Origin of the sequence: Bartonella henselae str. Houston-1, assembly GCF_000046705.1 — a bacterium.
In the GTDB taxonomy this organism is placed as follows: Bacteria; Pseudomonadota; Alphaproteobacteria; order Rhizobiales; family Rhizobiaceae; genus Bartonella; species Bartonella henselae.
On sequence record NC_005956.1, the window covers coordinates 310,447 to 334,000 of the forward strand.

Consider the following 23,554-nt stretch of genomic DNA (forward strand, 5'->3'; position numbering starts at 1 on the left):
TGACTAAAAATGAAGCTAGAATCGCCTGTGATTACTGCAGTATTCATTTTACTATTAGCATGTAGAACATAGCTGTCATTTTATATTTTTACTCTATTTTGTCAGATATAGAACAAACTTATAGATTATGTAGCTTTTTTTATTTCTCTGTTTGTGTATATGATTGATATATGATGGAGTTTGTAAAAATTATGAGAAAAGCCAACTACAAATTTAGATATCATGTTTTTATAAAGAAAATACAAGACAATTCAATTTCTTAAAAAAGTTTTTTAATGTTTTATTTTAATGGATAATTTGATTTTTGAGGACAAATATTAAAAATTCGAACTTATAGAATTTTACGTTTTGAAAATTCACTACGCTTGATTATGAAAAAGGCCCACCTAAGCAATGGGGTAGACCTGTTAAAAATTAGGAGCTCTTAGAAAAATTATTAATCATAATCCCCTGTATCACAATTTATTCCAATAACTTTTTTCTTCGTAATATTTTTAAAAGTATAATGTCCCGATGAAGGGAAGCTTATGTGAAGGGATTTTACACCTTTGAGCGTAAAGACCTTATGTTCTTTATCATGCGTTATTTTCTTTTCGTTATCTGCAACAATTTTTAGTTTGTCTAAGTCAGAAGGGGAAGAGTACGATAAAACAAAGGATGCTTTTTTGGGTTTAAATGCTTTGCAAGCATATTCAACGCCTTGGTGTATTGTATCAGCTGCTTTAATAGTAACACTTTCATCTGAAGCAAAATTCCATTTTGTTTCACTAAATCCAGCAAATGCAACAGTGGAACACGCAAGAATATTTGCAACAACTAATCCTTGAGTGAGAATTTTTCTCATTATGTTTTTCTCTCTTATCCTAAAATACCATTGATTATAAATCAGTTTTTATAAATATGAAAGATTGAATTTGACTCAGAAATGCAGGGCTAAACTGTTCTTTTTAGCTTTATAAAAATTCTCTTATCGTTATTACGTTTTGAGATAAACTATCCTGGAGGTATCGTTTGTATTCTCAAGGAGTTATCTCTCGTATGAGGGATATAAATGGTTACAGAAACTTTTATTTTTGGTGCTTGCATTTTTTTCTGTATTGGTTTTATTTCGGCTGAATTGATGTGTATTTTTTGCAGAAATGTTATAGGGGTATTTGAACATTTCGATAATGGATGCTGTCGCTTATATTCTTCTTCAGTATTCATAATGAAAAGAAGTTTAGCAGAAAAGAAAGCCGCTGTTTTTCAAGGGGCGTTGTATCGTGAGATCTTTAGTATGCCCTTCAATCTCCACGAGAAATGTACAATTTAATTAATTTTTATATGTGTGATCTTCGACCATTTTTAGCAGGATAAATGCCAATAATGCGCAATTCAGCAGAAAAGAAGGACAGCTCATCTAAGGCAAGTTGCATCATGGGGTCTTCAGGATGCCCTTCGATATCAACAAAAAATTGTGTTGCATTGAAATTGCCACCAATTTGGTAGCTTTCTAATTTTGTCATATTGATACCGTTTGTGGCAAATCCTCCCATAGCTTTATAAAGAGCAGCTGGGACATTGCGGACTCGAAAAAGAAGGCTAGTGATAATTTTTTCGCCATTTTGGGGTTTGGGCACGTGCCGTTGAGAACGTGAAAGGATGACAAAACGGGTAATATTATGAGGGCTATCTTCAACATTTTTTTCAAGAATATCAAGTCCATAGAGTTCCGCTGCGATCAGAGGTGCTAAGGCTGCTTGTGAACGCTTTCCGTTTTTTTTAATAAATTTTGCAGCTCCAGCTGTATCAGCAGAAGTTACAGGTTGCCAGCCATTATTACGAATGATTTTACGGCATTGTGCAAGGGCATGCGCATGACTATGAACGGTTTCAATTTCTTTATGTGTAACGCCGGGTAAAACCATTAATTGAAAATGAATAGGCAAAAAATATTCATCAATAATATAGAGAGATGATTGTGGTAAAAGGTGATGAATATCGGCAACGCGGCCAGCAAGAGTATTTTCAATAGGAATCATAGCAAGATCAGCTTGTCCATTTTCCACTAAGTTAAGCGCGTCTTCAAAAGTTGTTGAGGGTAGAGCATCCATATTGGGAAACATATTAGTACAGGCGATATGGGAATTAGCGCCATATTCTCCTTGGAATGAGATTTTATTGGTTTTTTTTAGTATCTTCATGCTAAAATCTTGCGTACCCTTTCAAGATCACGTTGTGTATCGACCCCTAAGGGAATTGTATCGACTATCTCTACATCGATACGCATATTATGCTCTAGTGCGCGTAATTGTTCAAGTTTTTCACGTTGCTCGAGGGGAGAGGGTTTAAGCGCTACAAATTTCTCGAGCGCTTCGCGTCGATAGGCATATATTCCAATATGATGGTAAAGGGGACCATCTCCATAAGGCGCTGTCGCGCGGGTAAAATAAAGAGCACGAAAGCGATTGTGAGAAAGCGGTGTACCAATAATTTTGACAATATTCGGATCTGTTTTTTCATTTTCTTCGACGATTTTTGCACCCAAAGTTGCAATATCAGTTAAGCTATTTTCTAAAGGGCGTAAAGCACTGATGATTTCATGGGGCGTTATCGTTGGCAAGTCACCTTGTACATTCAAAATGACATTGTAGCGTCGTTCAGGATCAATATGGGTTAAAGCTTCATAAATACGATCAGATCCAGATTTATGATCACGACATGTTATGATACATTCATGTCCATAAGCGGTAACGACTTTGGCGATATTGTTATGATCTGTTGCAACGATAATACGCCCGAATGCGGCTTTTTTTGCCTGTTCAGCAACATGAACAATCATTGGCTTTCCAGCAATCTCTGCCAGAGCTTTTTGAGGAAGACGGGTTGAGCCTATACGAGCGGGAATAAGAATAATTGGTTCAAGAGCCATTGCAAAATTCCAAATATCGTGTGTATGATGTGTTTATAATGTTGTGTATTATATGGAAAAAGCTTAAACTAAAAGCGGGAATGACAATATAAATGTTTGAATTTTTATGAATCGCTCAAAAATTGTCTATTTTGTTTTTGCTTGCTTATTTTTGCTGATTATCTTGGTGGGAATTTTAAGCTACAGGATTTATGATAATTCTGCGTCGGTTCAACCTTCTAAAGTTACAAAAAATGATAGACTCAAAGAAAAACAGCAGACATCTGATATTTCTTTATCATTAAATGATCGTCTTCAACGAGCCAATATTGAAAATGGACGTAAGATTTTTCGTCAATGTGGTCTGTGCCATACCTCGGGGCGTCATGAATCTAATCGTGTTGGTCCAGCACTTTGGGGGATCATTGACCGTCCTTTGGCAGCTAAGACAGATTTTGCTTATTCACGTGTATTGCGTGCAAATTCTGATCAGAGATGGGATTTTATGACTTTGGATCGTTATCTGCAATCACCACGTGAAGCGTTTCCAGGGACGATTATGTTTTTTCGTGGGATCAAAAATGACCAAGATCGTGCCGATCTTTTGCTTTATTTACGGGGTTTATCCGATGACCCTGTTCCCTTACCGAACGATAAAAAAGAAGACAAGCCAGGCTGAACTATGCCAGAAGCGCCTATTTTATGAAGAGGTGCAATTGTTTTTTGTTTGTAATTTGAGTTTTATAGATTTATCAAAAAAGGTGTATCATTATTTTATATTGACTCGATCGACTGTATCGGAAAGTGAAAATAAAAAATGGTAGTCTATATTCTCCGGCGTTTTTTTCTGCTTATACCGACACTGATTGGTATTTTAACAGTCACCTTTATTATTGTTCAATTTACGCCAGGAGGGCCTATTGAAAATATTATTGCCCAGTTACAAGGAACAGGCGGTGATGCTGTAGGACGAGTGGGGGGTGGGAGTGATCTCGGTCTTTCTTCTGATGTTATCTTGGATGGTGCAGAGGTTGAATCGTCTTCTTCTAGAGTTTTTAAGTATCGCGGTGCGCAAGGATTGGATCCAGAATTTATTGCCAAGCTCGAAAAGCAATTTGGATTTGATAAGCCGCCTTTGGAACGTTATTTAACAATGCTGGGGCGTTATCTGCGTTTTGATTTTGGCGATTCTTATACACAAGGGCGTTCAGTTATTGAACTGATTAAGAGTGCTTTACCCGTTTCTCTTTCGCTTGGGTTTTGGCAATTGTTGATTTCATACTCTATTTCTATACCGTTAGGAATTCAGAAAGCTCTTAAAGAGGGTGCGCCTTTTGATGTATGGACAAGTGCACTTATCATTATTGGCTATGCTATTCCGAGCTTCCTCTTTGGTATTTTTTTAATGGTTTTTTTTGCTGGAGGGTCTTTTTTAAATTGGTTTCCGTTAAGCCATTTAACGTCTGATAATTTTGACCAATTATCCTTTGGGGGTAAAATATTAGATTACCTTTATCATTTGGTTCTCCCTTTAACAGCAATGATCATTTCTTCTTTTGCTACAACGACCTTGCTAACAAAAAATTGTTTTCTAGAAGAAATTCGTCAACAATATGTTATTACAGCACGCGCTAAGGGTTTAAGCGAACGCTCAGTTCTTTATGGTCATGTTTTTCGCAATGCAATTTTAATTGTGATTGCCAGTTTTCCTGCAACTTTTATGGCATCATTTTTTAGCGGATCTTTGTTGATTGAAATGCTCTATTCATTAAATGGTATGGGGCTTTTAAGTTATACGTCTATTGTCAATCGTGATTATTCTGTTGTATTTGCTTCTCTTTATATTTTTTCGCTCATTGGTCTGATTGTGAGTCTCATTTCTGATATCGTTTATATGTTCGTTGATCCACGTATTGATTTTGATAAAAAGGATTTGTGATGCAAGAGACAAAAGGTGAATGTGTGCAAAGTTTTAAGTTGCAGAAAGAGCCTTTTTTTTCTCCACTGAATGCACGTCGTTGGTGCAATTTTAAGCGAAATCGCCGTGGTTGGTGGTCTTTATGGCTCTTTTTATTTTTATGTTTTTGTTCTTTTTCGGCAGAGTTCATTGCCAATGATCGGCCAATTATTGCTTCTTATAAAGGGGAGCTTCTTTTTCCTGTTTTTTTTGATTATCCTGATGAAAAGTTTGGTGGAGATTTAGTCGTAGCCGATTTTCGCGATCCTTTTATTCAAAATGAAATTGCTAAGCATGGTTGGGCGTTGTGGCCGCTGGTGCGTTATTCCTATAACACAGTCATGGGGAATAAAACGGTAGCATTGGCTCCACCTTTTTGGCTTCAAAGTAAAGAGGAGCGTTGTATCAATTACACGCAAGGAAGTTCTGATCCAGAATGTACAATAAGTCGATGGAATTGGCTTGGAACAGACGATCTGACCCGTGATATTTTCGCCCGCGTTTTATACGGTTTTAGAGTATCGATAGCCTTTAGTATTCTTTTAACGGTTATTTCCACTATCATTGGTGTGACAGTAGGGGCTATTCAGGGATATTTTGGTGGTTGGGTTGATTTAATCTTGCAGCGCTTGATTGAAATATGGTCTTCAGTACCATCACTTTATCTAGTTATTATCATGGCTGCGGTTTTGACACAGGGCTTTTGGGTATTATTGGGGGTTATGCTTCTGTTTCAATGGGTAATATTGGTTGGTGTGGTGCGGGTGGAATTTTTGCGTGCACGCAATTTTACCTATGTCAATGCCGCACGTGCTTTAGGAGTTCCTAATAGCACTATTATGATGCGGCATTTATTACCTAATGCGATGGTTGCAGCTTTGACCTATATGCCTTTTTTGTTAACATCGGGTGTTTCATTACTTACATCACTTGATTATTTGGGATTTGGTCTTCCTCCTGGTTATGCTTCTTTAGGTGAATTGATGCGGCAAGCTACCACTAATTTGAACGCTCCTTGGATTGGTATTACAGGGTTTGTTGTTATTGCTGTTATGTTGTCTTTGTTGGCGTTTATTGGTGAAGCAGCGCGTGACGCTTTTGACCCGCGAAAGACATTACAATGACAAATTTGCTTTCAGTTCGTGATCTTTCGATTGCATTGTGCCAAGGGCAAGAACAAAGATACATTCTTGAAAAAGTTACTTTTGAAATTAAAGAAGGGGAGACAGTTGCTCTGGTGGGGGAATCTGGCTCTGGAAAATCGGTAACAGCACTGTCTATTTTGCAATTATTACCTTTTTTGAAAACGCTTTATCAATCGGGAGAAATTCTCTTTAATGATAAGGATTTATTAAAGCAGAAAGAAGAAGATTTGCGTAAAGTTCGTGGTAAAGATATTGCCATGATTTTTCAGGAGCCGATGACTGCTCTTAATCCTTTGCATAATGTAGAACGCCAAATCGGTGAAGTTCTCAAAATGCATTCAGATATGACAAATCAATCACTGCGTGCGCATATTATTGATTTGCTAACACAAGTAGGAATTCATGAACCACAGAAACGTTTGGGGTCATTTCCTCACGAATTATCAGGTGGGCAACGGCAACGTGTGATGATTGCAATGGCACTTGCCAATAATCCACGATTATTGATTGCTGATGAGCCAACAACGGCGCTTGATGTAACTGTTCAAGCGCGCATTCTTGAGCTTTTGGTACACCTTAAAAAGCAAAACAATATGTCGATGCTTTTTATTACTCATAATTTAGCCATTGTACGCTGTATTGCGGATCGTGTTTATGTGATGAGAAAAGGAAAAATTGTTGAAAGTGCTCCAATTGATCAATTGTTTGCAAATGCTCAAAAGCCCTATACAAAACAATTGTTAGCAGCAGAACCTAAAGGCTATCCTCTTCAAGCAGACAAGAGTGCGCCCATTTTGATGCAAGGTAAGAAAGTTCGTGTTTGGTTTCCGATTAAAAAGGGTCTATTGCGGCGCACAAAGGGTTATATAAAAGCTGTTCAAGATATGGATGTTACAATTCGTGTTGGTCAAACACTTGGTGTTGTAGGAGAATCGGGTTCAGGAAAAACAACATTAGGGCTTTCATTGATACGGATGTTATCTTCCAAGGGACAGATTATTTTTGATGATATTGACATCAGCAATTTTACTTTTAAGAAAATGCGTTCTTTGCGTCGTCATATTCAGATTGTTTTTCAAGATCCTTTTGGTTCACTTTCTCCACGTATGTCTGTGAGTGAAATTATTGCTGAAGGCTTATCAATTCATGAACCAAAGCTTTCTTATTCTGAACGCAATGATCGTGTGATTGAAGCTTTACATGAGGTTAATCTTGACCCTTCTACTCGTTATCGTTATCCTCATGAGTTTTCTGGTGGGCAGAGACAGCGAATTGCTCTTGCACGTGCAATCATCCTCAAACCTCGCTTTATTATGCTTGATGAACCAACGTCTTCTCTTGATGTAAGTGTGCAGGCACAGATCATTAGCCTTTTACTTCATCTGCAAAAAAAATATCATTTAGGTTATCTGTTTATTAGTCATGATTTAAAAGTTATCAAAGCGCTTGCACATGAAGTGATTGTCATGCGTAATGGAGAAATGGTTGAATATGGCTCTGCTGATCGTATTTTTTCTTGCCCCCAAAATACTTACACGCAAAGCTTGATGGCTGCTGCATTCGCATTGGAATCTGATCGTTTATAAGTAATGACCTTAAATTGCACTGATAATCTATTATAGAGGAGGTTTTTCTCTACTAAGGATTCATCGGTGTTTATGATAAGTTTAATGGCTTCCATTGCTTGGAATATCGCGATGGTTTACGATAAAATACTGATGATTCTGGTTTCAGTATATATTCGAGTCAGGTAAATTGGAGAGTAAATCATAATCTCTCAAATTTTTACACGCAAAGCTTGATAGCTGCTAATTGGCATTGGAATCTGATCGCTTATAAGTAATAACTTTAAATTGCGCTGATAATCCATTATAAAGGAGGATTTTTCCTACTAAAGGTTCACCGATGTTTGTGATAAGTTTAATGGCTTCCATTGCTTGGAGTGTTCCAATGACTCCGGGTAAAGCGCCGATAATTCCAGTTTCAGCACATGTTGAGAGAGTGCCGGGAGCTGGTGGATTTGGGAATAAATCACGATAGTGAGGGTTATTGTCTTTATAAGGCATGAGCACTGTTAATGAGCCGTCAAAACGTCCTACAGCACCGCTTATTAAAGGTTTGGCACATTGGGCTGTATGATCAGCAAGCAGATAGCGTGTGGCAAAATTATCACTCCCATCAACAATGATGTGATAGGCGTTGAGCAATTTACCCACATTACTTTTATCTAAGCGTAGGGTGTGTTTTTCAACCGTAACATGAGGATTTATTGCGTTTATAGTGGCTTTAGCACTGTCAGTTTTACATTGGTTAATTGTGTTTGTTTTATGAATCACTTGGCGTTGTAAATTGGAGAGTGAAACGATGTCGTTATCAACAATTCCAAGGGTGCCAACGCCAGCAGCCGCCAAATATGTGAGAACAGGAGCACCAAGACCGCCTGCGCCAATAACCAGAACACGTGCAGCTTTGAGCTTTTGTTGTCCCACACCACCAATTTCAGGCAAAATGATGTGGCGTGCGTAGCGTTCGATTTCTTCATTGCTTAATTTTGTATTAGCTTCTTGTATCATAGGCTTTCTCTTGTCATAGTTCTTTTATAGTTTACTAAGTTTATGGCGCATAGACCAGTCCGCTTTCGGTTATAGGGAGGTTTTATTTATGAAGATTGCCATTCAAATGGATCATATTTCAACACTTCAAATTCAAGGTGATACGACATTTGCACTTGCTTTAGCAGCACAGGAACGTGGATACTCTCTTTTTCATTATACACCAGATCGTTTATCTATGCGCGATGGTTGTGTGATTGTAAAATTAGAAGCATTGACCGTACATGATAAAGAAGGAAACCATTACCAATTGGGGAAACCTATCCGCACGCAGTTGATGGATATGGATGTGGTTCTTTTACGCCAAGATCCTCCCTTTGATCTCAATTATATCACCACGACTCATTTATTAGAATGTATTCATCCTAAGACATTGGTTGTGAATGATCCGGCATGGGTGCGCAATAGTCCAGAAAAAATTTTTGTAACTGAATTTCCTGATTTAATGCCAGAAACATTAATTACGAAAGACATTGAAGAAATAACGGCTTTTAGAGCTACCTTTGGTGAAATTATTGTCAAACCACTTTACGGCAATGGGGGAGCGGGTGTTTTCCATTTAAAACAGGATGATCGCAATTTAGCATCGCTGTTGGAAATTTTTGCACAAATTTATCGTGAACCTTTTATTGTTCAGCGTTATTTGGATGCTGTACGAAAAGGGGATAAGCGAATTATTTTGCTTGATGGTAAACCTGTTGGAGCGATTAATCGAATTGCCGCAGAAACAGATGTGCGCTCTAATATGCATGTTGGAGGGCGCGCGGAAAATGTTGATTTAACAAAACGTGATTATGAGATCTGCCAACGCATTGGTCCAGCTTTAAAAGAACGTGGTCTTCTTCTTGTAGGGATTGACGTGATAGGAGATTATATCACAGAGATCAATGTGACATCTCCTACTGGAATTCGTGAAATTAAGCGTTTTAGTGGCACCGATATTGCTCATCTTTTTTGGGATGTTATTGAGTTTAAGCGTTCGAATTAATTTTTTTAACAAGAGCTAAAAGGTAATTTTATCAGAAAAATTATGAATATTGTTTTTTTATATTTGTTATGCTGCAAATGTGAATTAGAATTTAAATAACCATAAAGTACAAACAAGAGATCTTAATTCACATGCGAGGGAGTTTATGGATGAGCAGATTATTATCCGGTGGAGTGGGAGTGATTTTTGCAGTTTTGTTTTCAGTGAATGTTGGAAATGCACGCGATCAAATTCAGATAACTGGTTCGTCTACCGTTTTACCGTATCAAAAAATTGTTGCTGAGATATTTGGAGAAATTTACCCTCATTTTAAGATTCCAGTTATCGAATCGGGTGGAACGGGGGGTGGTATTAAGGAATTTTGCCGTGGCATTGGGGAGAATGCAATTGATATTGTGAATGCTTCACGGGCAATGAAGCTAAGTGAATTACAGTCTTGTTTTGATGCTGGTGTAAAAGATGTTGAAGAGATACGCATTGGATATGATGGCATTGTTTTTGCAACAGATATAAATGGTCCTGATTGGAAGTTACAACCAGTGGATATTTATAGAGCGCTTGCTGCTCGGATTATGAAAGACGGAAAATTGCAATCTAATAACGTGTCAAAATGGAGTGCAGTTAATAGTGCTCTTCCTGGTTGGACGATAGCAGCTTATATTCCTGGAGAGAAACATGGAACGCGTGAAGTTTTTGAAGAAAAATTGTTAGCTGCGGGCTGTAAGGAGAGTGGAGCAGTGGATGCGATGAAGTCTTTGGGGATGGATGATAAGGCAATACACATTGCCTGTGTTGCTGTGCGTAAGGATGGTAAAGTCATTGATATTGATGGTGATTATTCTGAAACATTTGCGCGTTTAACTTCTAATAAAACAGGGGTTGGTGTTTTTGGTTTGTCTTTTTATCAAAATAATGCTGATAGATTAAAGGTTGCAGATATTAGTGGTTTTACACCAACTGTTGAAACAATCTCTAGTGGCAAATATCCAGTTTCTCGTCCACTCTTCTTCTATGTTAAGAAAGCGCATTTAGGTATTATTCCAGGTTTGCGGGAATATGTAGACTTTTTTCTTTCTGATCAAATGATTGGTCCCAATGGTCCATTGGCTGAATATGGTTTGGTCGTTGCTTCTGAAAAAGAGCGCCAAGCGCAGCGTTCTGCTTTTTCTGCTGGTAGAGTGATGAGTTTGAAATAATTTTCTGGATTTACCGGTGTAGGAGTTTTTTTGTGCTGCTTTATTTATGAAAATTGAAAGACAATATGCGCATTTCCTTCCTTATTTCTCTGTTATTAATTTTTGCTTGTATTGGTTTTTGTATTTCTTATATACGAGCTCGTACTCTTGAATACACACAATACAAGATGCACTCTCGTACGTATTATTACGGCTGGTGGACCTTTTTGATAACTGTTTTTCCAGCTCTTATTTTTTTAATTTTTTGGGATGGTGGCAGTGCAATTTATTTAGAGTATAGCGCTTCTCAAGAGATTGAGGCATGCAGTACGCATGTGAAAGAGCTTGTTAATCATGATCTTATTTTGGGGATTGTTCGAAGCCTGGTCAAAAGACTTCCTTACTTTGAGGGGGATCTCACCACTGCTTCGTATGAAGAAGTGCAAGCACAATTATTGGCAAAAGGATTTGTTTTTCCTCATGAAGTCTCAGATGATGTGTTAAGGATAGCACAGTCATGGGTTAATTCTTCTGAAAAGTTACAGTTTATCGGTCATGGTGTCCTTTTTGTCATTGCATCTTGTGGTTTTATTTGTGGAATTATGCAAGTTTCTCCACGTCAGCGTGCGCGCAATAAGGTTGAGTGTTTGATTGTTATTGGATTGATTTGTGCATCTATCGTTGCGGTTTTGACGACAGCCGCCATTGCACTCTCTATGTTCTTTCAAACGATGAGTTTCTTTCAGTCTGTACCCTTTTCAAACTTTTTTTTAGGAACGGTTTGGGATCCACGTTTTTCAGCGAGTGGTGCGGAGGGTGAAGTGGGGCAATTCGGTTTAATACCGCTGCTTGCGGGCACACTTTATATTGCATTTGTAGCAATGCTTTTTGCTGTGCCAATAGGATTATTTTCAGCTCTTTATATGGCTGAATATGCTTCGGCTCGATTGCGATCAATAGTAAAGCCATTGTTGGAAGTTCTTGCGGGTATTCCAACCATTGTTTATGGCTTTTTTGCTCTGAAGTTTGTCGGACCATTTTTACGTGATCTCTCTGTTTCTCTCTCTGGTGGTGTTGGTTTTATTATGGCTCAAAGTGTTTTGACCGCTGGAGTTGTGATGGGAATTATGTTGATACCTTTTGTTTCCTCTTTGTCAGATGATGTTATTACAGCTGTTCCACGTATTTTACGTGAGGGATCTTATGGTTTAGGAGCAACGCAATCTGAAACGATTAAAAAAGTCGTTATACCGGCAGCGCTTCCGGGAATTATGGGGGCGATTTTGCTTACAGCATCACGTGCAATTGGAGAGACGATGATTGTGGTTTTGGCGGCAGGTGTTGCAGCGAACTTAACACTTAATCCATTCGAAGCAATGACTACGATAACGGTTAAGATTGTTAATCAATTGACAGGTGATTTTGAGTTTAATTCTCCCCAAACGCTTGTTTCTTTTGCTTTAGGAATGACACTCTTTATTATGACTCTTTTGATGAATATTCTTGCTCTTTATATCGTACGTAAATATCGGGAACAATATGAATGAATGAAGACTTTTCTTTCTCTCGTCGCAATATTGGCCTCAAACGCCGATATTGGGCTGAGCGTCGTTTCCGTGCGTATGGTTTGATTGCCATTTTTATTGGTCTCTTTTTTTTATTTGCACTTTTATGGTCTGTCATCAGTCAAGGGTATACAGCTTTTTTTCAAACTGAAATGACATTATCAATTTATTTGGATGAGAAAGTTATTGATCCAAGTGGTCAGCGTTTGGCAAATCCACAAATACTTATAACAGCCAATTATCCTCTTCTTGTACGCAATGCTTTGGCAAGAAAGCTTAATATAGATCAAAATGATCGTGCATCATTGCGGGATATTAACCGTATGTTTTCAAATAGTGTACGCGTTCAACTGCGTGAAATAGTGACAAAGAATCCACAGTTAATTGGTACAACACAAAAAATCAAAGTCTTGGCAGCAGCGGATATTGATTCTGCTTATAAAGGGCAGATTGATTTGCATGTAGCAGAAAAAAACCGCAAGATTTCTAATCGCCAAGTAGAATGGATGAAACGCTTAGCGTATGATGGGACACTTTATAAAACATTTAACTTTGGTTTTTTTACATTTGGTGCTTCAAGTCGTCCTGAGACTGCCGGCTTGGGTGTTGCGATCATCGGTTCTTTTTATATGATCATCATCGTTTTAGTGATTTCATTGCCAATAGGGATAGCAACGGCTCTTTATTTGGAAGAATATGCACGCAAAAATAAATTTACAGATTTTATTGAAGTTAATATCAATAATCTTGCCGCTGTTCCTTCGATTGTTTTTGGTCTTTTAGGGCTTGCGGTTTTTGTTAATTTTTTTGGATTACCACGTTCAGCCTCTTTTGTTGGTGGTCTTGTGTTAGCTCTTATGACGCTTCCAACAATCATTATTGCAACACGTTCTGCTTTACGGGCTGTTCCTTTTTCTATTCGCGCAGCAGCTTTAGGATTGGGGGCATCAAAAACACAAGTAGTTTTTCATCATGTTCTTCCTTTAGCTGCTCCTGGTATTTTGACTGGTACGATTATTGGTGTAGCGCAAGCTCTGGGTGAAACTGCACCTTTGCTTTTGATAGGAATGGTTGCTTTTGTTGTAAATATTCCTGCAACACCCATGGATCCTGCTACAGCTCTACCTGTGCAAATTTTTATGTGGGCAGGTGAAGCAGAGCGCGCTTTTGTTGAAAAAACGTCGGGTGCTATTATCGTATTAATGATTTTTCTTTCTATTATGAATATTTCTGCGGTTTTTTTACGTCGACGATTTGAACGCCGTCAGTAACTTTTATAAAGTAGGAATTTCGATAACGTTTGTATTTTAAAGTAAGGTGAATTCTGTAATGAAGATTAAAATGCGTGGTCAAGATGTGAAGGTTTTTTATGGAAGCAAAGAAGCTCTCCATGGTATTACTCTTGATATTCCTGAACATCAGGTCACTGCTTTGATAGGTCCTTCAGGTTGCGGAAAGTCAACTTTTTTGCGTTGTTTTAATCGTATGAATGATACGATTGAAGGCGCTAAAATAACCGGGCTTATTACTTTAGATGGGGAAAATATTTATGAATCGCGTATTGATGTTGTAGAATTGCGTGCGCGTGTTGGTATGGTTTTTCAAAAACCCAGTCCTTTTCCAAAATCTATTTTTGAAAATGTTGCCTATGGTCCACGCATTCACGGTTTAGTCAAATCGCGCGCTGAATTACATGATGTGGTTGAAAAGAGTTTAAGGCAGGCCGGTTTATTTGAAGAAGTAAAGGATCGTCTTCATGAGGCGGGAACCAGTCTGTCGGGAGGGCAGCAACAGCGCTTGTGTATTGCGCGTGCTATTGCGGTTAGTCCTGAAGTTATTTTGATGGATGAGCCTTGTTCGGCTCTTGATCCAATTGCAACGGCACGTATTGAAGAACTTATCGATGCATTACGAAAGGATTATACAATCGTCATTGTGACACATTCGATGCAACAGGCAGCACGTGTTTCTCAATATACAGCCATGTTTCATTTGGGGCATTTGGTAGAAGTTGGGGAAACTGAAGTGATGTTCACCTCACCAAAAGAGCAACGTACACAAGATTATATTACAGGACGTTTTGGATAGGTGAATTGAGGAGTATAGGATATGTCTATGAAACATACTGTTCGTGCTTATGATGCGGAACTAAAATATTTGGAAGAAAAGATTACAGAAATGGGTTGTTACGCGGAAAAAATGATTGAACGTTCTGTTGCGTCAATAGTGTGTAATGATCTTCAGCTTGCTGCTACAGTTATTGCCGATGACTTGTTTTTAGATGAAGCAGAGCGCGACATTGATGAAAAAGCGATTACGATTATTTGCAAACGCCAACCGATGGCTGTTGATCTACGTGAAATTGTTGGTGCTATTCGCATTTCTTCTGATCTTGAGCGGATTGGGGATATGGCTAAAAACATTGCTAAGCGAACAGTTGCACTTTCAGAGATACGTCAACCTAAAGTCTTTTACTGTAGGTTTGAAACGATTACAACTTTGGCACTCAATCAGTTAAAAGAAGTATTAAATGCTTACACGAGTCGCTTATTGGATCATGTTGATGCAGTCCGCGAGCGTGATGGTAAAATTGATGCTCTGTATACTTCTCTTTTCCGTGAACTTTTAACTTATATGACGGAAGATATGCGCAATATTACGGTTTGTACGCATTTACTTTTTTGTATAAAAAATATTGAAAGAATTGGAGATCATGTCACAAATATTGCTGAAACACTGCACTATATCATAACGGGTTACCATATGTCTTTTGATCGTCCTCGCGATGATCTTACCTATAAAGTTGGGATAGATGAGAAGGAAATAGACTAAAATTTTCTTTCATGAAATAAATGAAAATGAAGTCAATAAGTTATCTTAGAAGTAAGGGGGGATTGATTATATTATATTACATATTTTTGCTTCTAACTCTCATCTTGGGGGAATTTTTTTTATTAACCAAGGGCAAGTTTTTTTACGGTCTACGCTGTTTTAATAAGATAGCATAGTATCATCTTTTTATCTCAAAAGTGCTTTGAGTTGTAATACTGTTGATTCTGAGTGAGCAGCGCATGTTGCTGCTAATTTTTTCAAACTGTGTTCTGACTTTTTTGTGTTCACTTGAATGTATGCCTTATAAAATAAAACTCCGAAGCCTGCTTTACCATAAATGAATGTTTACTTACCTATGGGAGTAATTTTAAGTGTTCCCGCTAATTCCAGTAAAATAAGAAGAACATCTGTTTTGAATTTACTTTTCTCTTTTTTAAGAGGGAAGATATTATATTTGACGTCTTTCCAGCTAATACAAACCACATCACTACGACGCAAGCCTTTGTAAAATAGGGCATCAATCCAGATACGTTCGTGGGTGCCATGTGACAAATGGTTAATAATATTTCTCAACCTCTTCTTCTGTCCAACAAGAAATCGTCCCTTGTTTTTTAAGAGGGAGATTCTTAAAGTTGGGTCATCGTCTAAAAGACTGCATTCAATTGCTCATTAAAAAAGTCTATGCAGTGTTTCTTTAGCCATTGTTGGTTTTTTTTACGCCTTTTAACACTGACTATAAGATGAGTCTTTTTATTGGCCTATAAGGAATGTTTCCCATAGAGTTGGAAGCTTTTATTAGAAAGTTCATTTTGTGCTTTTATAGAGTTTTTGAGAAGCTATACCAATTGGTACTGTTAAACTAATTTTTAAGCAGTCATACAAATGAACCTTCAACAATGATGCATAAAATAATTTTTTAAAGAAAATTAGGCATTTTTTGAGAATAGCAGGAGAAGGGATATGATATATGCGTTTGGACAGTGGCAAAAAAGCAAAGAGGTTTTTAATAGTGCGGATTTTTAATTCTTAATTTGACGGATTTGGATATGAGCTAGTACCGTTGTTTATATTTTGGCAGGAGGGGAGGCTTCTTTTGGATCAGTATTTGAATTTGTATCGAAAGAGATATTTGTGTTAGTTTCTTCAGGATTGATATGGATAGTTTTATTACTCCAATCTTTCTCGTATGTAGAATTTTTGGAAAGTTTTCGAAGCTATATTATTTTATTGCAATTCTAAAGTGTAAAGAGTGATGTAGCATGGCTATTTTTTTTCATTCATAATAACGATATAGATCTGTAAATTAAGGTTTTTTTATTTTTTATTTTATAAATACCTTTTAATTACTTCTTGTATTAAAATTTTACTCGGTGGTAACAATTAGCCGTATACTTTCTTTGAAGATACATTTAAAACTCATTCAAATTTTGAAGATTTCAAATATATGGGGATGTGTTGTATAAAATGAAAAAAAATTTTTTGACTGCTTTTATTAGCTGTTTTCTAGCACCATTTGTTATTGTGGGGTGTGCTTCAGATCATTTTAATGCTGGAAAAGTGGGTGATAATAAGAAGGCAAAAACAGCAGTGTATCCATTGACCGAGCGCCAATGTCTGATGCGCGCAATGTATTTTGAATCAAATCGTACCAGCCGTGAAGGAATGATTGCCGTTGGCACTGTTGTTATGAATCGTGTTAATTCAAGTGCTTATCCAAAAACAATTTGCGGTGTTGTTGGTCAGTACAAACAGTTTGCTCCCGGTGTTTTAACACGTCCTATGACAGAGCCGGCATCTGTTGCGCGTGTTAGAGAGGCTGCTGATGCTGTTTTACGCGGCGAACGGGATAAGAAAGTCAAAAACGCTAAGTTTTTTCATACCGCTGGTTTATCTTTTCCTTATAAAAATATGCACTATGTTCGTATTGCGGGAGGAAATGCCTTTTATGAAAAGCGCTCACGTGATGGATCTCTTCAGGTTCCTCATAATGATCGTCCCTATGATGTTGCTTATGCTTTTGCCCAAGAACGTTCTGGCAATGTGCCAAGTTTCATGGATGTGGGCTTAGCAAGCAAGGAAATAAAAACAGAGGAAAGACAAAATGCATCTCCTTCGATAGAGGTAGCAAAGGTAGACAAAGCACATACTACGCCTTTTGTTGTGGTGCAGCTTGATAAAGTTCCTATTCCCACTTATGCACCTAATCGTACAAACGAGGAAACCAAACCCGCTTTGGCTTATACACTGCTCTCATCAGATCAGTTAAATGCAGTTGTTGCAATGCTAGAAGAACGATACAGAAGCCGGTAGTTTTTTCACAATCAAAGGAAGGATATTGGTAATGTACTTTGATATTCATGAAACAATTTCATCTGAGAAGCTTAATCGTCTTGCCGAAATTACGGTAAAAGTAGGATTGAATCTACAAAAGGGGCAAGATCTTGTTTTGACTGCACCAATTTCCGCATTACCTTTTGTTCGGCGTATTGCATATCATGCTTATAAGGCTGGTGCTGGTGTGATTATACCACTTTTTAGTGATGATATGTTATTGCTTACACGTTTTGAAAATGCCCATACTGCTAGTTTTGATTGTGCACCTTCTTGGCTTTATGAGGGGATGGCGCAGGCTTTTAGAAATGGGGCTGCGCGTTTAGCTATTGTTGGTGATGATCCTTCGCTACTTTCTAATCAGGATTTTAATAAGGTTGCGCGTTTGAGTAAGGCCACTTCAATAGCTTACCAGCCTGCTCTTAAAGAAATATCGAATTTTGCTATGAATTGGTCGATAGTTGCTTATCCGACAGCAGGATGGGCTGCAACGATTTTTCCCGCGTTGCCAATAAATGAAGCGATTAAGAAATTAGCTGATGCAATTTTTTCTGCTTCACGTGTTACAGGAGAAGATCCGGTTCACGCGTGGGGTGTTCATAATGCAAATTTGAAGCAACGGTCATCGTGGCTTAATGAGCAGCGTTTTTCTGCTTTACACTTTAAAGGTCCAGGGACTGATTTAACAGTTGGTTTGGCAGATGATCATGAATGGCAGGGTGGTGCATCAGTTGCTCAAAATGGTGTTGTCTGTAATCCGAATATTCCGACAGAAGAAGTCTTCACTACTCCTCATGCCCATAAGGTTGAAGGTTTTGTTCGTTCGACAAAACCACTTTCTTACCAAGGAACACTGATCAAGAATATTGAGGTACGTTTTGAAGCAGGGCGTATTGTTGAGGCACGTGCTTCGAAGGGGCAGGAGGTTTTACAACAGGTTTTGCAAAGTGATGAGGGAGCAAGTAGGTTGGGTGAAGTTGCTCTTGTTCCGCACTCTTCACCAATTTCTAAGAGCGATCTTCTTTTTTATAATACATTATTTGATGAAAATGCTGCATGTCATATTGCTTTGGGGCAGTGTTATTCCAAATGCTTTTTAAATGGAGCGTCATTGACACCAGAAGAAATTGCAGCGCGTGGTGGTAATAAAAGTGTGATTCATATTGACTGGATGATTGGATCAGGTGAAATTGATATAGATGGCATTACGCAAGAAGGGATGAGAGTTCCCGTATTTCGTAAGGGTGAATGGGCTTAATAGTATTATTTTTTTTAATGGTATTGTTGAAAAAAGCATAATTATTTTAAGAAGATAGATGCCTGAACTTCCTGAAGTAGAGACAGTTCGTCGTGGACTTGAACCTGTTATAACCGGTGCAAAGATTGTATCTGTTACACTTAATAGGAGAGATTTGCGCTTTCCTTTCCCAGAGGCGTTTTCTGAGCGGCTTATAGGCAGAACGATCATGGGACTTGGTCGGCGTGCGAAATATTTATTATTTCATCTTTCGCAGAACGAAACGATTTTAAGCCATTTAGGAATGTCAGGGTCATGGCGCATAGAAGATGATTTTTTAAGAGAAAGATCTTCTACTGTAAGTAAATTTGTTAAGCATGATCACGTTGTTATGGATATTCAAGCAAAGGATGGTAAAGTTTATCATCTTACTTATAATGATGTTCGTCGTTTTGGGTTTATGCTTTTAGTAGATACAAGAAGTCTTTATGAGCATCCGCTTTTAAAGAAGCTAGGGCTCGAGCCTATGAGTAATGCGTTTTCTGGGAGTTATTTACAGGAAGTTTTTGTTAATAAAAAAATATCTCTCAAAGGAGTTTTGCTTGATCAGTCTATTGTTGCTGGTCTTGGGAATATTTATGTTTGCGAAGCGCTTTGGCGTAGTCGTTTATCTCCACAGCGTGGTGCATTTACGTTAGCATTGAAAACTGAATGTGCACGTGAATTAGCAGCTTCCTTAGCTCAGAATATACGTAATGTGATTACTGAGGCGATTTCTTCTGGTGGTTCTACTTTACGTGATTATATTCGTACAGATGGCTCTCTTGGTTATTTTCAACACTCTTTTTCAGTTTATGGACGAGAAGGCAAGGAATGTTTGCATTGTGGAATCCCTATTGTACGTATTTTGCAATCTGGACGTTCAAGTTTTTACTGCTCACAATGTCAAAAATGAATAAGATGTCTTGCAAAATCCTCCAAGAAGCTTAAAGTCACAAATTTATATTTATAATTACACAAAGGCTTGAAAGTTTTTTTATGCTGAATAAAGTGCTAACACATCTTGATGAGAATATAGAAAAGAGCCTTGAACGCCTTTTTTCTCTTTTACGTTTTCAATCAATTTCTACAGACTTTGCTTATAAGGATGAGTGTCGTAAAGCTGCTGATTGGTTAGTGGAGGATTTGAAAAGCATAGGCTTTAAAGCCTCACGGCGCGATACATCAGGGCATCCAATGGTTGTTGGTCATCATCCGGGACCTTCAGATGATTGTCTGCATGTATTGTTTTACGGACATTATGATGTTCAACCTGTTGATCCGTTGAATTTATGGGAAGATGACCCATTTACACCTTCTTTAAAAGAGAGAGAGGGAGAAAAAGTTATTTGTGCACGTGGAGCTTCAGATGACAAAGGACAGTTGATGACGTTTATTGAAGCGTGTCGTGCATTTAAGAAAGAAACAGGGCAACTTCCTGTTCGAGTTACTGTTTTATTTGAAGGTGAAGAAGAAAGCGGGTCTTCTTCCCTTGTTCCTTTTTTGAAAGCGAATAAAGATGAACTTAAGGCTGATTGCGCATTGGTTTGTGATACGTCGATGTGGGATGCCGATACACCGTCTGTTTCCGTTGCTCTTCGGGGAATTCTGGGAGAAGAGATTATCATCACAGCAGCTAATCGTGATTTGCACTCTGGTTATTTTGGGGGAGCAGCTGCCAATCCCATTCGTATTTTAACTAAAGTGTTGGCAGGACTTCATGACGAAAATAATAGGGTAACACTTCCTGGCTTTTATGATGGAGTAGAAGAAACACCTCCACATATTTTGCAATCATGGAATGCATTGAATTGTACGGCTGAAAATTTTCTTGGTCCTATAGGGCTTTCGCTTCCTGCTGGTGAAAAAGGACGGAGCGTTTTAGAACTCGTGTGGGCGCGTCCTACAGCAGAAATTAATGGTATTAGTGGTGGTTATGAGGGAGAAGGGATAAAAACAGTTATTGCTTCTCAGGCAAGTGCAAAAGTATCATTTCGTTTAGTGCATAAGCAAGATCCAGAGAAAATACGTCAAGCCTTTCGTGATTATGTGTGCAGTCTTATTCCTGCTGACTGTAGTGTTGTATTTAAGGAGCATGGTGCTTCTCCAGCAATTCAGCTCCCCTATGATTCCCCTTTTATCAAAGCAGCAAAGGATGCTTTATCGCAAGAGTGGAACAACCCAGCTTTATTAACAGTCATGGGTGGTTCGATTCCCATTGTTGCAGACTTTCAGTCAATTCTTGATATGGAAACTCTTTTGGTTGGTTTTGCATTGGCTGATGACCGTATTCATTCTCCCAATGAAAAATATAATCTAAAATCGTTTCATAAGGGGCAGCGGTCTTGGGCACGTATTCTTGCCACTTTAGCAAAAACAGGAGGATAGATGACGGAAATCCGTGTTCATCAAGGTGATTTACCAAATTTGGACAATTATAGAATCGATGCTGTTGCAGTTGATACTGAAACTTTGGGATTACAACCACACCGTGATCGTTTGTGTGTTGTTCAGCTTTCTTCTGGAGATGGTACTGCTGACGTTATACAGATTGCTAAAGGACAGAAGAGTGCTCCCAATTTGGTCAGATTGCTTTCAGATAGGGATATCACTAAAATATTTCATTTTGGGCGTTTTGATCTTGCTATTTTAGCACATACATTTGGTGTTATGCCAGATGTCGTTTTTTGTACAAAGATTGCCTCAAAACTCACGCGTACTTACACGGATCGTCATGGATTGAAGGAAATTTGTGGTGAATTGCTGAATGTGAATATTTCTAAACAGCAACAATCTTCAGATTGGGCAGCGGAAACTTTGTCACGCGCACAAATTGAATATGCTGCATCAGATGTTTTATATTTGCATCGTTTAAAAGATATATTTGAAGAGCGCTTAAAACGTGAAGAGCGGGAAAGTGTTGCGAAGGCATGTTTTCAATTTTTGCCGATGAGAGCGAATCTTGATCTTTTGGGATGGTCAGAGATTGATATTTTTGCGCATAGCTAAGTTTAAAAACCTGTTTTCAGACTTGAAATAGAGTAATCTAAAATGCAAATTTCTATTTTTATAAGCATTTGCATTTTTTTCTTTTTTGTTTTGATTACTGCGTTTATGAAATCATCTTTATGGAGTGATTGCTCTTTCATGATTACACAATAAAAACGCGTTTATGAATGTGCGCTTTAGTATGTTTGTAGCAGTTTTTGTTTTTTTAAGATTAAGCAAAAAGAAACAGGTAGTTTTAGAGGGGCAGAAAATGTCATTAATAATATTACATGGGTTTTCTATCCTACGAATGCTGTCGAAATTACATTGGTCATACGGAAAAAATTTTTTTGCGCAAAAGATATGTTGCTAAACATCCGTTTAGTATTTTTACATTTCATGATGCATTGTGTTTTTTTTGGTTACAAAAGCAGTAATTTCTGGTTGAAATGGCTTAAAAATTTCTATTTATTTTAAAATCAAAGTGCTAAAAAGGCTCTGTTTTTAGAGAGTTCTCCATTTTTATCTATAAGCGTATCATTTTTTCTATGGAAATTTGAAGTAGGGGTACTAATTAAAGTTCATTATGGATATTACAAATGGAGATAGAATTATGAATATGAAGTATTTTATTACAGCTTCTGCCACTTTTGTTTCGATTTCTGTGGCACAAGTGGCTACAGCTAGTGTTGTGGCTACTCAAAAGCTGGTAGAAGGAGTTTCTTCTTCTAGAAGTTTTCTTTCTGATGCATACAGGAGCAAATCTTTGGATAAAGTTTTACGAGCAGAGTTTGCTTGCCTTGATAATAACCAAGGGAAAGCGGTTGAGTTGGTAACTGTAGCCTCTTCGACTCAAAGAAGAGGTTCAAGGGGTGGGGGAAGACGAGGGCGTCCTCAATTTTCGCGAGGTCCTATGAGTTTTTAATAAGCAAAGCAGTAATATCAGAAGGTATGATTTTACTCTTTCTAAGTGGTAATGTTTAGAGAAGGGTGCGTTTTTGCTCACTTAAGAGTTAGATCGCACGGTGTTTGTGGTGCAGATTTTAGGGTATGAATATACCGTTCATGTTAAGGGGCAAGTATTCCGATTTCGGTAAGGTGGTGAAGGTTATGATTATGTAGGTTAAAATTCGCTTGCTTTTTGAGAGTCAAAACTGTGGAGTTGGGCGGGTTGGTGATTTAAGAGTATTAAAGAGTTCTATTTTAAATATGTTTTTAATGTTTTATCTCAGGAGTATATTATAAATCATATTTTCTCAGAAGTCAGCGCGGGGTGTTTTTTGGGAAGGATTGATGATTTTTTGAGAGGGGTGGGGTAGGATATATCTGCCTGCGTTTTTCCATTGAAGTGACAGCTTATATGCTTCAATTTTTCTATTCTGAGGGTGAATGTAGTTTCAGCACCTCTGAAGTACTAAAAGACTACAAAGTAAATGGTGCCTTATACAAGATTACGTAATCGCTCTAAAAAAGTTTCTTTAGAAGAGTGTAAGCCACAAGAAAATAAAAGGATAAAATTTGTGCTTCAAAAAAATTAAGGGTGTAAAGAGCTTTATTTTTAAAGGAAATGTGCGAAAGTCAAGAGGGTAATGCTTTTCATCGAGTTTGTATAATGTTTTGTATCGTTTGCGGTGTTATTTAGGCATGGATGGCAGCTTTTAAGTGAAGGCAGTGGTATGTACAAGGTAAAGCTAGTGTGCATTTTACAATGCGTGGTAGAACTTATGTAGGATAGAGAGCGTTGTTGTTCAAATTTTGTAAGAATCATAAAGAACAGCATAAAATTGGACAAGGA

The 23,554-nt window shown here is 37.9% G+C and carries 20 protein-coding genes; 16 read left to right on the plus strand and 4 right to left on the minus strand.

Annotation, left to right across the window (positions count from 1 at the left end):
• Positions 1 to 436: 436 nt before the first annotated feature.
• The 3 genes from AYT27_RS01200 to AYT27_RS01215 form a co-directional block, all read right to left on the minus strand.
• Positions 437 to 844: a hypothetical protein gene (locus AYT27_RS01200; RefSeq protein ID WP_011180184.1), complete on the minus strand. Its 408-nt coding sequence runs from the start codon at positions 842 to 844 to the stop codon at positions 437 to 439.
• Between the two features lie 475 nt (positions 845 to 1,319).
• The gene (locus AYT27_RS01210; RefSeq protein ID WP_011180186.1) at positions 1,320 to 2,183 is read right to left on the minus strand and encodes a prephenate dehydratase; all 864 of its coding nucleotides are present in this window, start codon (positions 2,181 to 2,183) and stop codon (positions 1,320 to 1,322) included.
• Positions 2,180 to 2,911, minus strand: coding sequence for a 3-deoxy-manno-octulosonate cytidylyltransferase (locus AYT27_RS01215; RefSeq protein WP_011180187.1), 732 nt, complete (start codon positions 2,909 to 2,911; stop codon positions 2,180 to 2,182). The genes AYT27_RS01210 and AYT27_RS01215 overlap by 4 nt, the downstream gene beginning before the upstream one ends.
• Before the next feature lie 106 nt (positions 2,912 to 3,017).
• Between AYT27_RS01215 and AYT27_RS01220 the strand changes: the two genes are divergently transcribed.
• From AYT27_RS01220 to AYT27_RS01235, 4 genes are all read left to right on the plus strand, one after another.
• Positions 3,018 to 3,569, plus strand: a complete 552-nt coding sequence (locus AYT27_RS01220; protein WP_011180188.1) for a c-type cytochrome — start codon at positions 3,018 to 3,020, stop codon at positions 3,567 to 3,569.
• A 138-nt stretch (positions 3,570 to 3,707) separates the two neighbouring features.
• Positions 3,708 to 4,829, plus strand: a complete 1,122-nt coding sequence (locus AYT27_RS01225) for a microcin C ABC transporter permease YejB (RefSeq protein WP_011180189.1) — start codon at positions 3,708 to 3,710, stop codon at positions 4,827 to 4,829.
• Complete coding sequence (locus AYT27_RS01230) at positions 4,829 to 5,971, plus strand: ABC transporter permease (RefSeq protein WP_011180190.1); 1,143 nt, start codon at positions 4,829 to 4,831, stop codon at positions 5,969 to 5,971. The genes AYT27_RS01225 and AYT27_RS01230 overlap by 1 nt, the downstream gene beginning before the upstream one ends.
• On the plus strand, positions 5,968 to 7,578 hold the full coding sequence (locus AYT27_RS01235) for an ABC transporter ATP-binding protein (protein ID WP_011180191.1): 1,611 nt from the start codon (positions 5,968 to 5,970) through the stop codon (positions 7,576 to 7,578). The genes AYT27_RS01230 and AYT27_RS01235 overlap by 4 nt, the downstream gene beginning before the upstream one ends.
• Positions 7,579 to 7,800: 222 nt before the next feature.
• Here the strand turns inward: AYT27_RS01235 and AYT27_RS01240 are convergent, their stop codons facing one another.
• Positions 7,801 to 8,565 (minus strand): molybdopterin-synthase adenylyltransferase MoeB, encoded by a 765-nt coding sequence (locus AYT27_RS01240; RefSeq protein WP_011180192.1) that lies wholly within the window; start codon positions 8,563 to 8,565, stop codon positions 7,801 to 7,803.
• 88 nt (positions 8,566 to 8,653) lie between these two features.
• On the opposite strand from AYT27_RS01240, the gene gshB reads away from it, so the two are divergent.
• The 12 genes from gshB (at position 8,654) to AYT27_RS01305 (ending at position 22,684) form a co-directional block, all read left to right on the plus strand.
• Positions 8,654 to 9,592, plus strand: coding sequence for a glutathione synthase (gshB, locus tag AYT27_RS01245; RefSeq protein WP_011180193.1), 939 nt, complete (start codon positions 8,654 to 8,656; stop codon positions 9,590 to 9,592).
• A gap of 149 nt (positions 9,593 to 9,741) precedes the next feature.
• Complete coding sequence (locus AYT27_RS01250) at positions 9,742 to 10,788, plus strand: PstS family phosphate ABC transporter substrate-binding protein (RefSeq protein WP_011180194.1); 1,047 nt, start codon at positions 9,742 to 9,744, stop codon at positions 10,786 to 10,788.
• 65 nt (positions 10,789 to 10,853) lie between these two features.
• Positions 10,854 to 12,314, plus strand: a complete 1,461-nt coding sequence (gene pstC / locus AYT27_RS01255; protein WP_011180195.1) for a phosphate ABC transporter permease subunit PstC — start codon at positions 10,854 to 10,856, stop codon at positions 12,312 to 12,314.
• A complete protein-coding gene (gene pstA / locus AYT27_RS01260) occupies positions 12,311 to 13,603 on the plus strand; it encodes a phosphate ABC transporter permease PstA (protein WP_011180196.1) in 1,293 nt (430 codons plus the stop codon). The genes pstC and pstA overlap by 4 nt, the downstream gene beginning before the upstream one ends.
• Before the next feature lie 58 nt (positions 13,604 to 13,661).
• Entirely contained in the window at positions 13,662 to 14,420 is a 759-nt protein-coding gene (gene pstB, locus AYT27_RS01265) for a phosphate ABC transporter ATP-binding protein PstB (RefSeq protein ID WP_011180197.1), read from the plus strand.
• Between the two features lie 21 nt (positions 14,421 to 14,441).
• On the plus strand, positions 14,442 to 15,164 hold the full coding sequence (gene phoU, locus AYT27_RS01270) for a phosphate signaling complex protein PhoU (RefSeq protein ID WP_011180198.1): 723 nt from the start codon (positions 14,442 to 14,444) through the stop codon (positions 15,162 to 15,164).
• Positions 15,165 to 16,628: 1,464 nt separating this feature from the next.
• Positions 16,629 to 17,474, plus strand: a complete 846-nt coding sequence (locus AYT27_RS01280; RefSeq protein ID WP_011180199.1) for a cell wall hydrolase — start codon at positions 16,629 to 16,631, stop codon at positions 17,472 to 17,474.
• 31 nt (positions 17,475 to 17,505) lie between these two features.
• A complete protein-coding gene (locus tag AYT27_RS01285) occupies positions 17,506 to 18,753 on the plus strand; it encodes an aminopeptidase (protein ID WP_011180200.1) in 1,248 nt (415 codons plus the stop codon).
• Positions 18,754 to 18,811: 58 nt separating this feature from the next.
• Positions 18,812 to 19,687: a bifunctional DNA-formamidopyrimidine glycosylase/DNA-(apurinic or apyrimidinic site) lyase gene (mutM, locus tag AYT27_RS01290; protein ID WP_011180201.1), complete on the plus strand. Its 876-nt coding sequence runs from the start codon at positions 18,812 to 18,814 to the stop codon at positions 19,685 to 19,687.
• 83 nt (positions 19,688 to 19,770) lie between these two features.
• Positions 19,771 to 21,159 carry a M20/M25/M40 family metallo-hydrolase gene (locus AYT27_RS01295; protein ID WP_011180202.1) on the plus strand — a complete coding sequence of 463 codons (1,389 nt, stop codon included), beginning with the start codon at positions 19,771 to 19,773 and terminating at the stop codon, positions 21,157 to 21,159.
• The gene (locus tag AYT27_RS01300; RefSeq protein WP_011180203.1) at positions 21,160 to 21,780 is read left to right on the plus strand and encodes a ribonuclease D; all 621 of its coding nucleotides are present in this window, start codon (positions 21,160 to 21,162) and stop codon (positions 21,778 to 21,780) included.
• Positions 21,781 to 22,372: 592 nt separating this feature from the next.
• Positions 22,373 to 22,684, plus strand: a complete 312-nt coding sequence (locus tag AYT27_RS01305; RefSeq protein ID WP_011180204.1) for a hypothetical protein — start codon at positions 22,373 to 22,375, stop codon at positions 22,682 to 22,684.
• Positions 22,685 to 23,554: the final 870 nt, after the last annotated feature.

Coding starts and splice junctions, on each gene's coding strand:
- AYT27_RS01200 (WP_011180184.1), bottom strand. CDS start 844: ATGAGAAAAATTCTCACTCAAGGATTAGTTGTTGCAAATATTCTTGCG.
- AYT27_RS01210 (WP_011180186.1), bottom strand. CDS start 2,183: ATGAAGATACTAAAAAAAACCAATAAAATCTCATTCCAAGGAGAATAT.
- AYT27_RS01215 (WP_011180187.1), bottom strand. CDS start 2,911: ATGGCTCTTGAACCAATTATTCTTATTCCCGCTCGTATAGGCTCAACC.
- AYT27_RS01220 (WP_011180188.1), top strand. CDS start 3,018: ATGAATCGCTCAAAAATTGTCTATTTTGTTTTTGCTTGCTTATTTTTG.
- AYT27_RS01225 (WP_011180189.1), top strand. CDS start 3,708: ATGGTAGTCTATATTCTCCGGCGTTTTTTTCTGCTTATACCGACACTG.
- AYT27_RS01230 (WP_011180190.1), top strand. CDS start 4,829: ATGCAAGAGACAAAAGGTGAATGTGTGCAAAGTTTTAAGTTGCAGAAA.
- AYT27_RS01235 (WP_011180191.1), top strand. CDS start 5,968: ATGACAAATTTGCTTTCAGTTCGTGATCTTTCGATTGCATTGTGCCAA.
- AYT27_RS01240 (WP_011180192.1), bottom strand. CDS start 8,565: ATGATACAAGAAGCTAATACAAAATTAAGCAATGAAGAAATCGAACGC.
- gshB (WP_011180193.1), top strand. CDS start 8,654: ATGAAGATTGCCATTCAAATGGATCATATTTCAACACTTCAAATTCAA.
- AYT27_RS01250 (WP_011180194.1), top strand. CDS start 9,742: ATGAGCAGATTATTATCCGGTGGAGTGGGAGTGATTTTTGCAGTTTTG.
- pstC (WP_011180195.1), top strand. CDS start 10,854: ATGCGCATTTCCTTCCTTATTTCTCTGTTATTAATTTTTGCTTGTATT.
- pstA (WP_011180196.1), top strand. CDS start 12,311: ATGAATGAAGACTTTTCTTTCTCTCGTCGCAATATTGGCCTCAAACGC.
- pstB (WP_011180197.1), top strand. CDS start 13,662: ATGAAGATTAAAATGCGTGGTCAAGATGTGAAGGTTTTTTATGGAAGC.
- phoU (WP_011180198.1), top strand. CDS start 14,442: ATGTCTATGAAACATACTGTTCGTGCTTATGATGCGGAACTAAAATAT.
- AYT27_RS01280 (WP_011180199.1), top strand. CDS start 16,629: ATGAAAAAAAATTTTTTGACTGCTTTTATTAGCTGTTTTCTAGCACCA.
- AYT27_RS01285 (WP_011180200.1), top strand. CDS start 17,506: ATGTACTTTGATATTCATGAAACAATTTCATCTGAGAAGCTTAATCGT.
- mutM (WP_011180201.1), top strand. CDS start 18,812: ATGCCTGAACTTCCTGAAGTAGAGACAGTTCGTCGTGGACTTGAACCT.
- AYT27_RS01295 (WP_011180202.1), top strand. CDS start 19,771: ATGCTGAATAAAGTGCTAACACATCTTGATGAGAATATAGAAAAGAGC.
- AYT27_RS01300 (WP_011180203.1), top strand. CDS start 21,160: ATGACGGAAATCCGTGTTCATCAAGGTGATTTACCAAATTTGGACAAT.
- AYT27_RS01305 (WP_011180204.1), top strand. CDS start 22,373: ATGAATATGAAGTATTTTATTACAGCTTCTGCCACTTTTGTTTCGATT.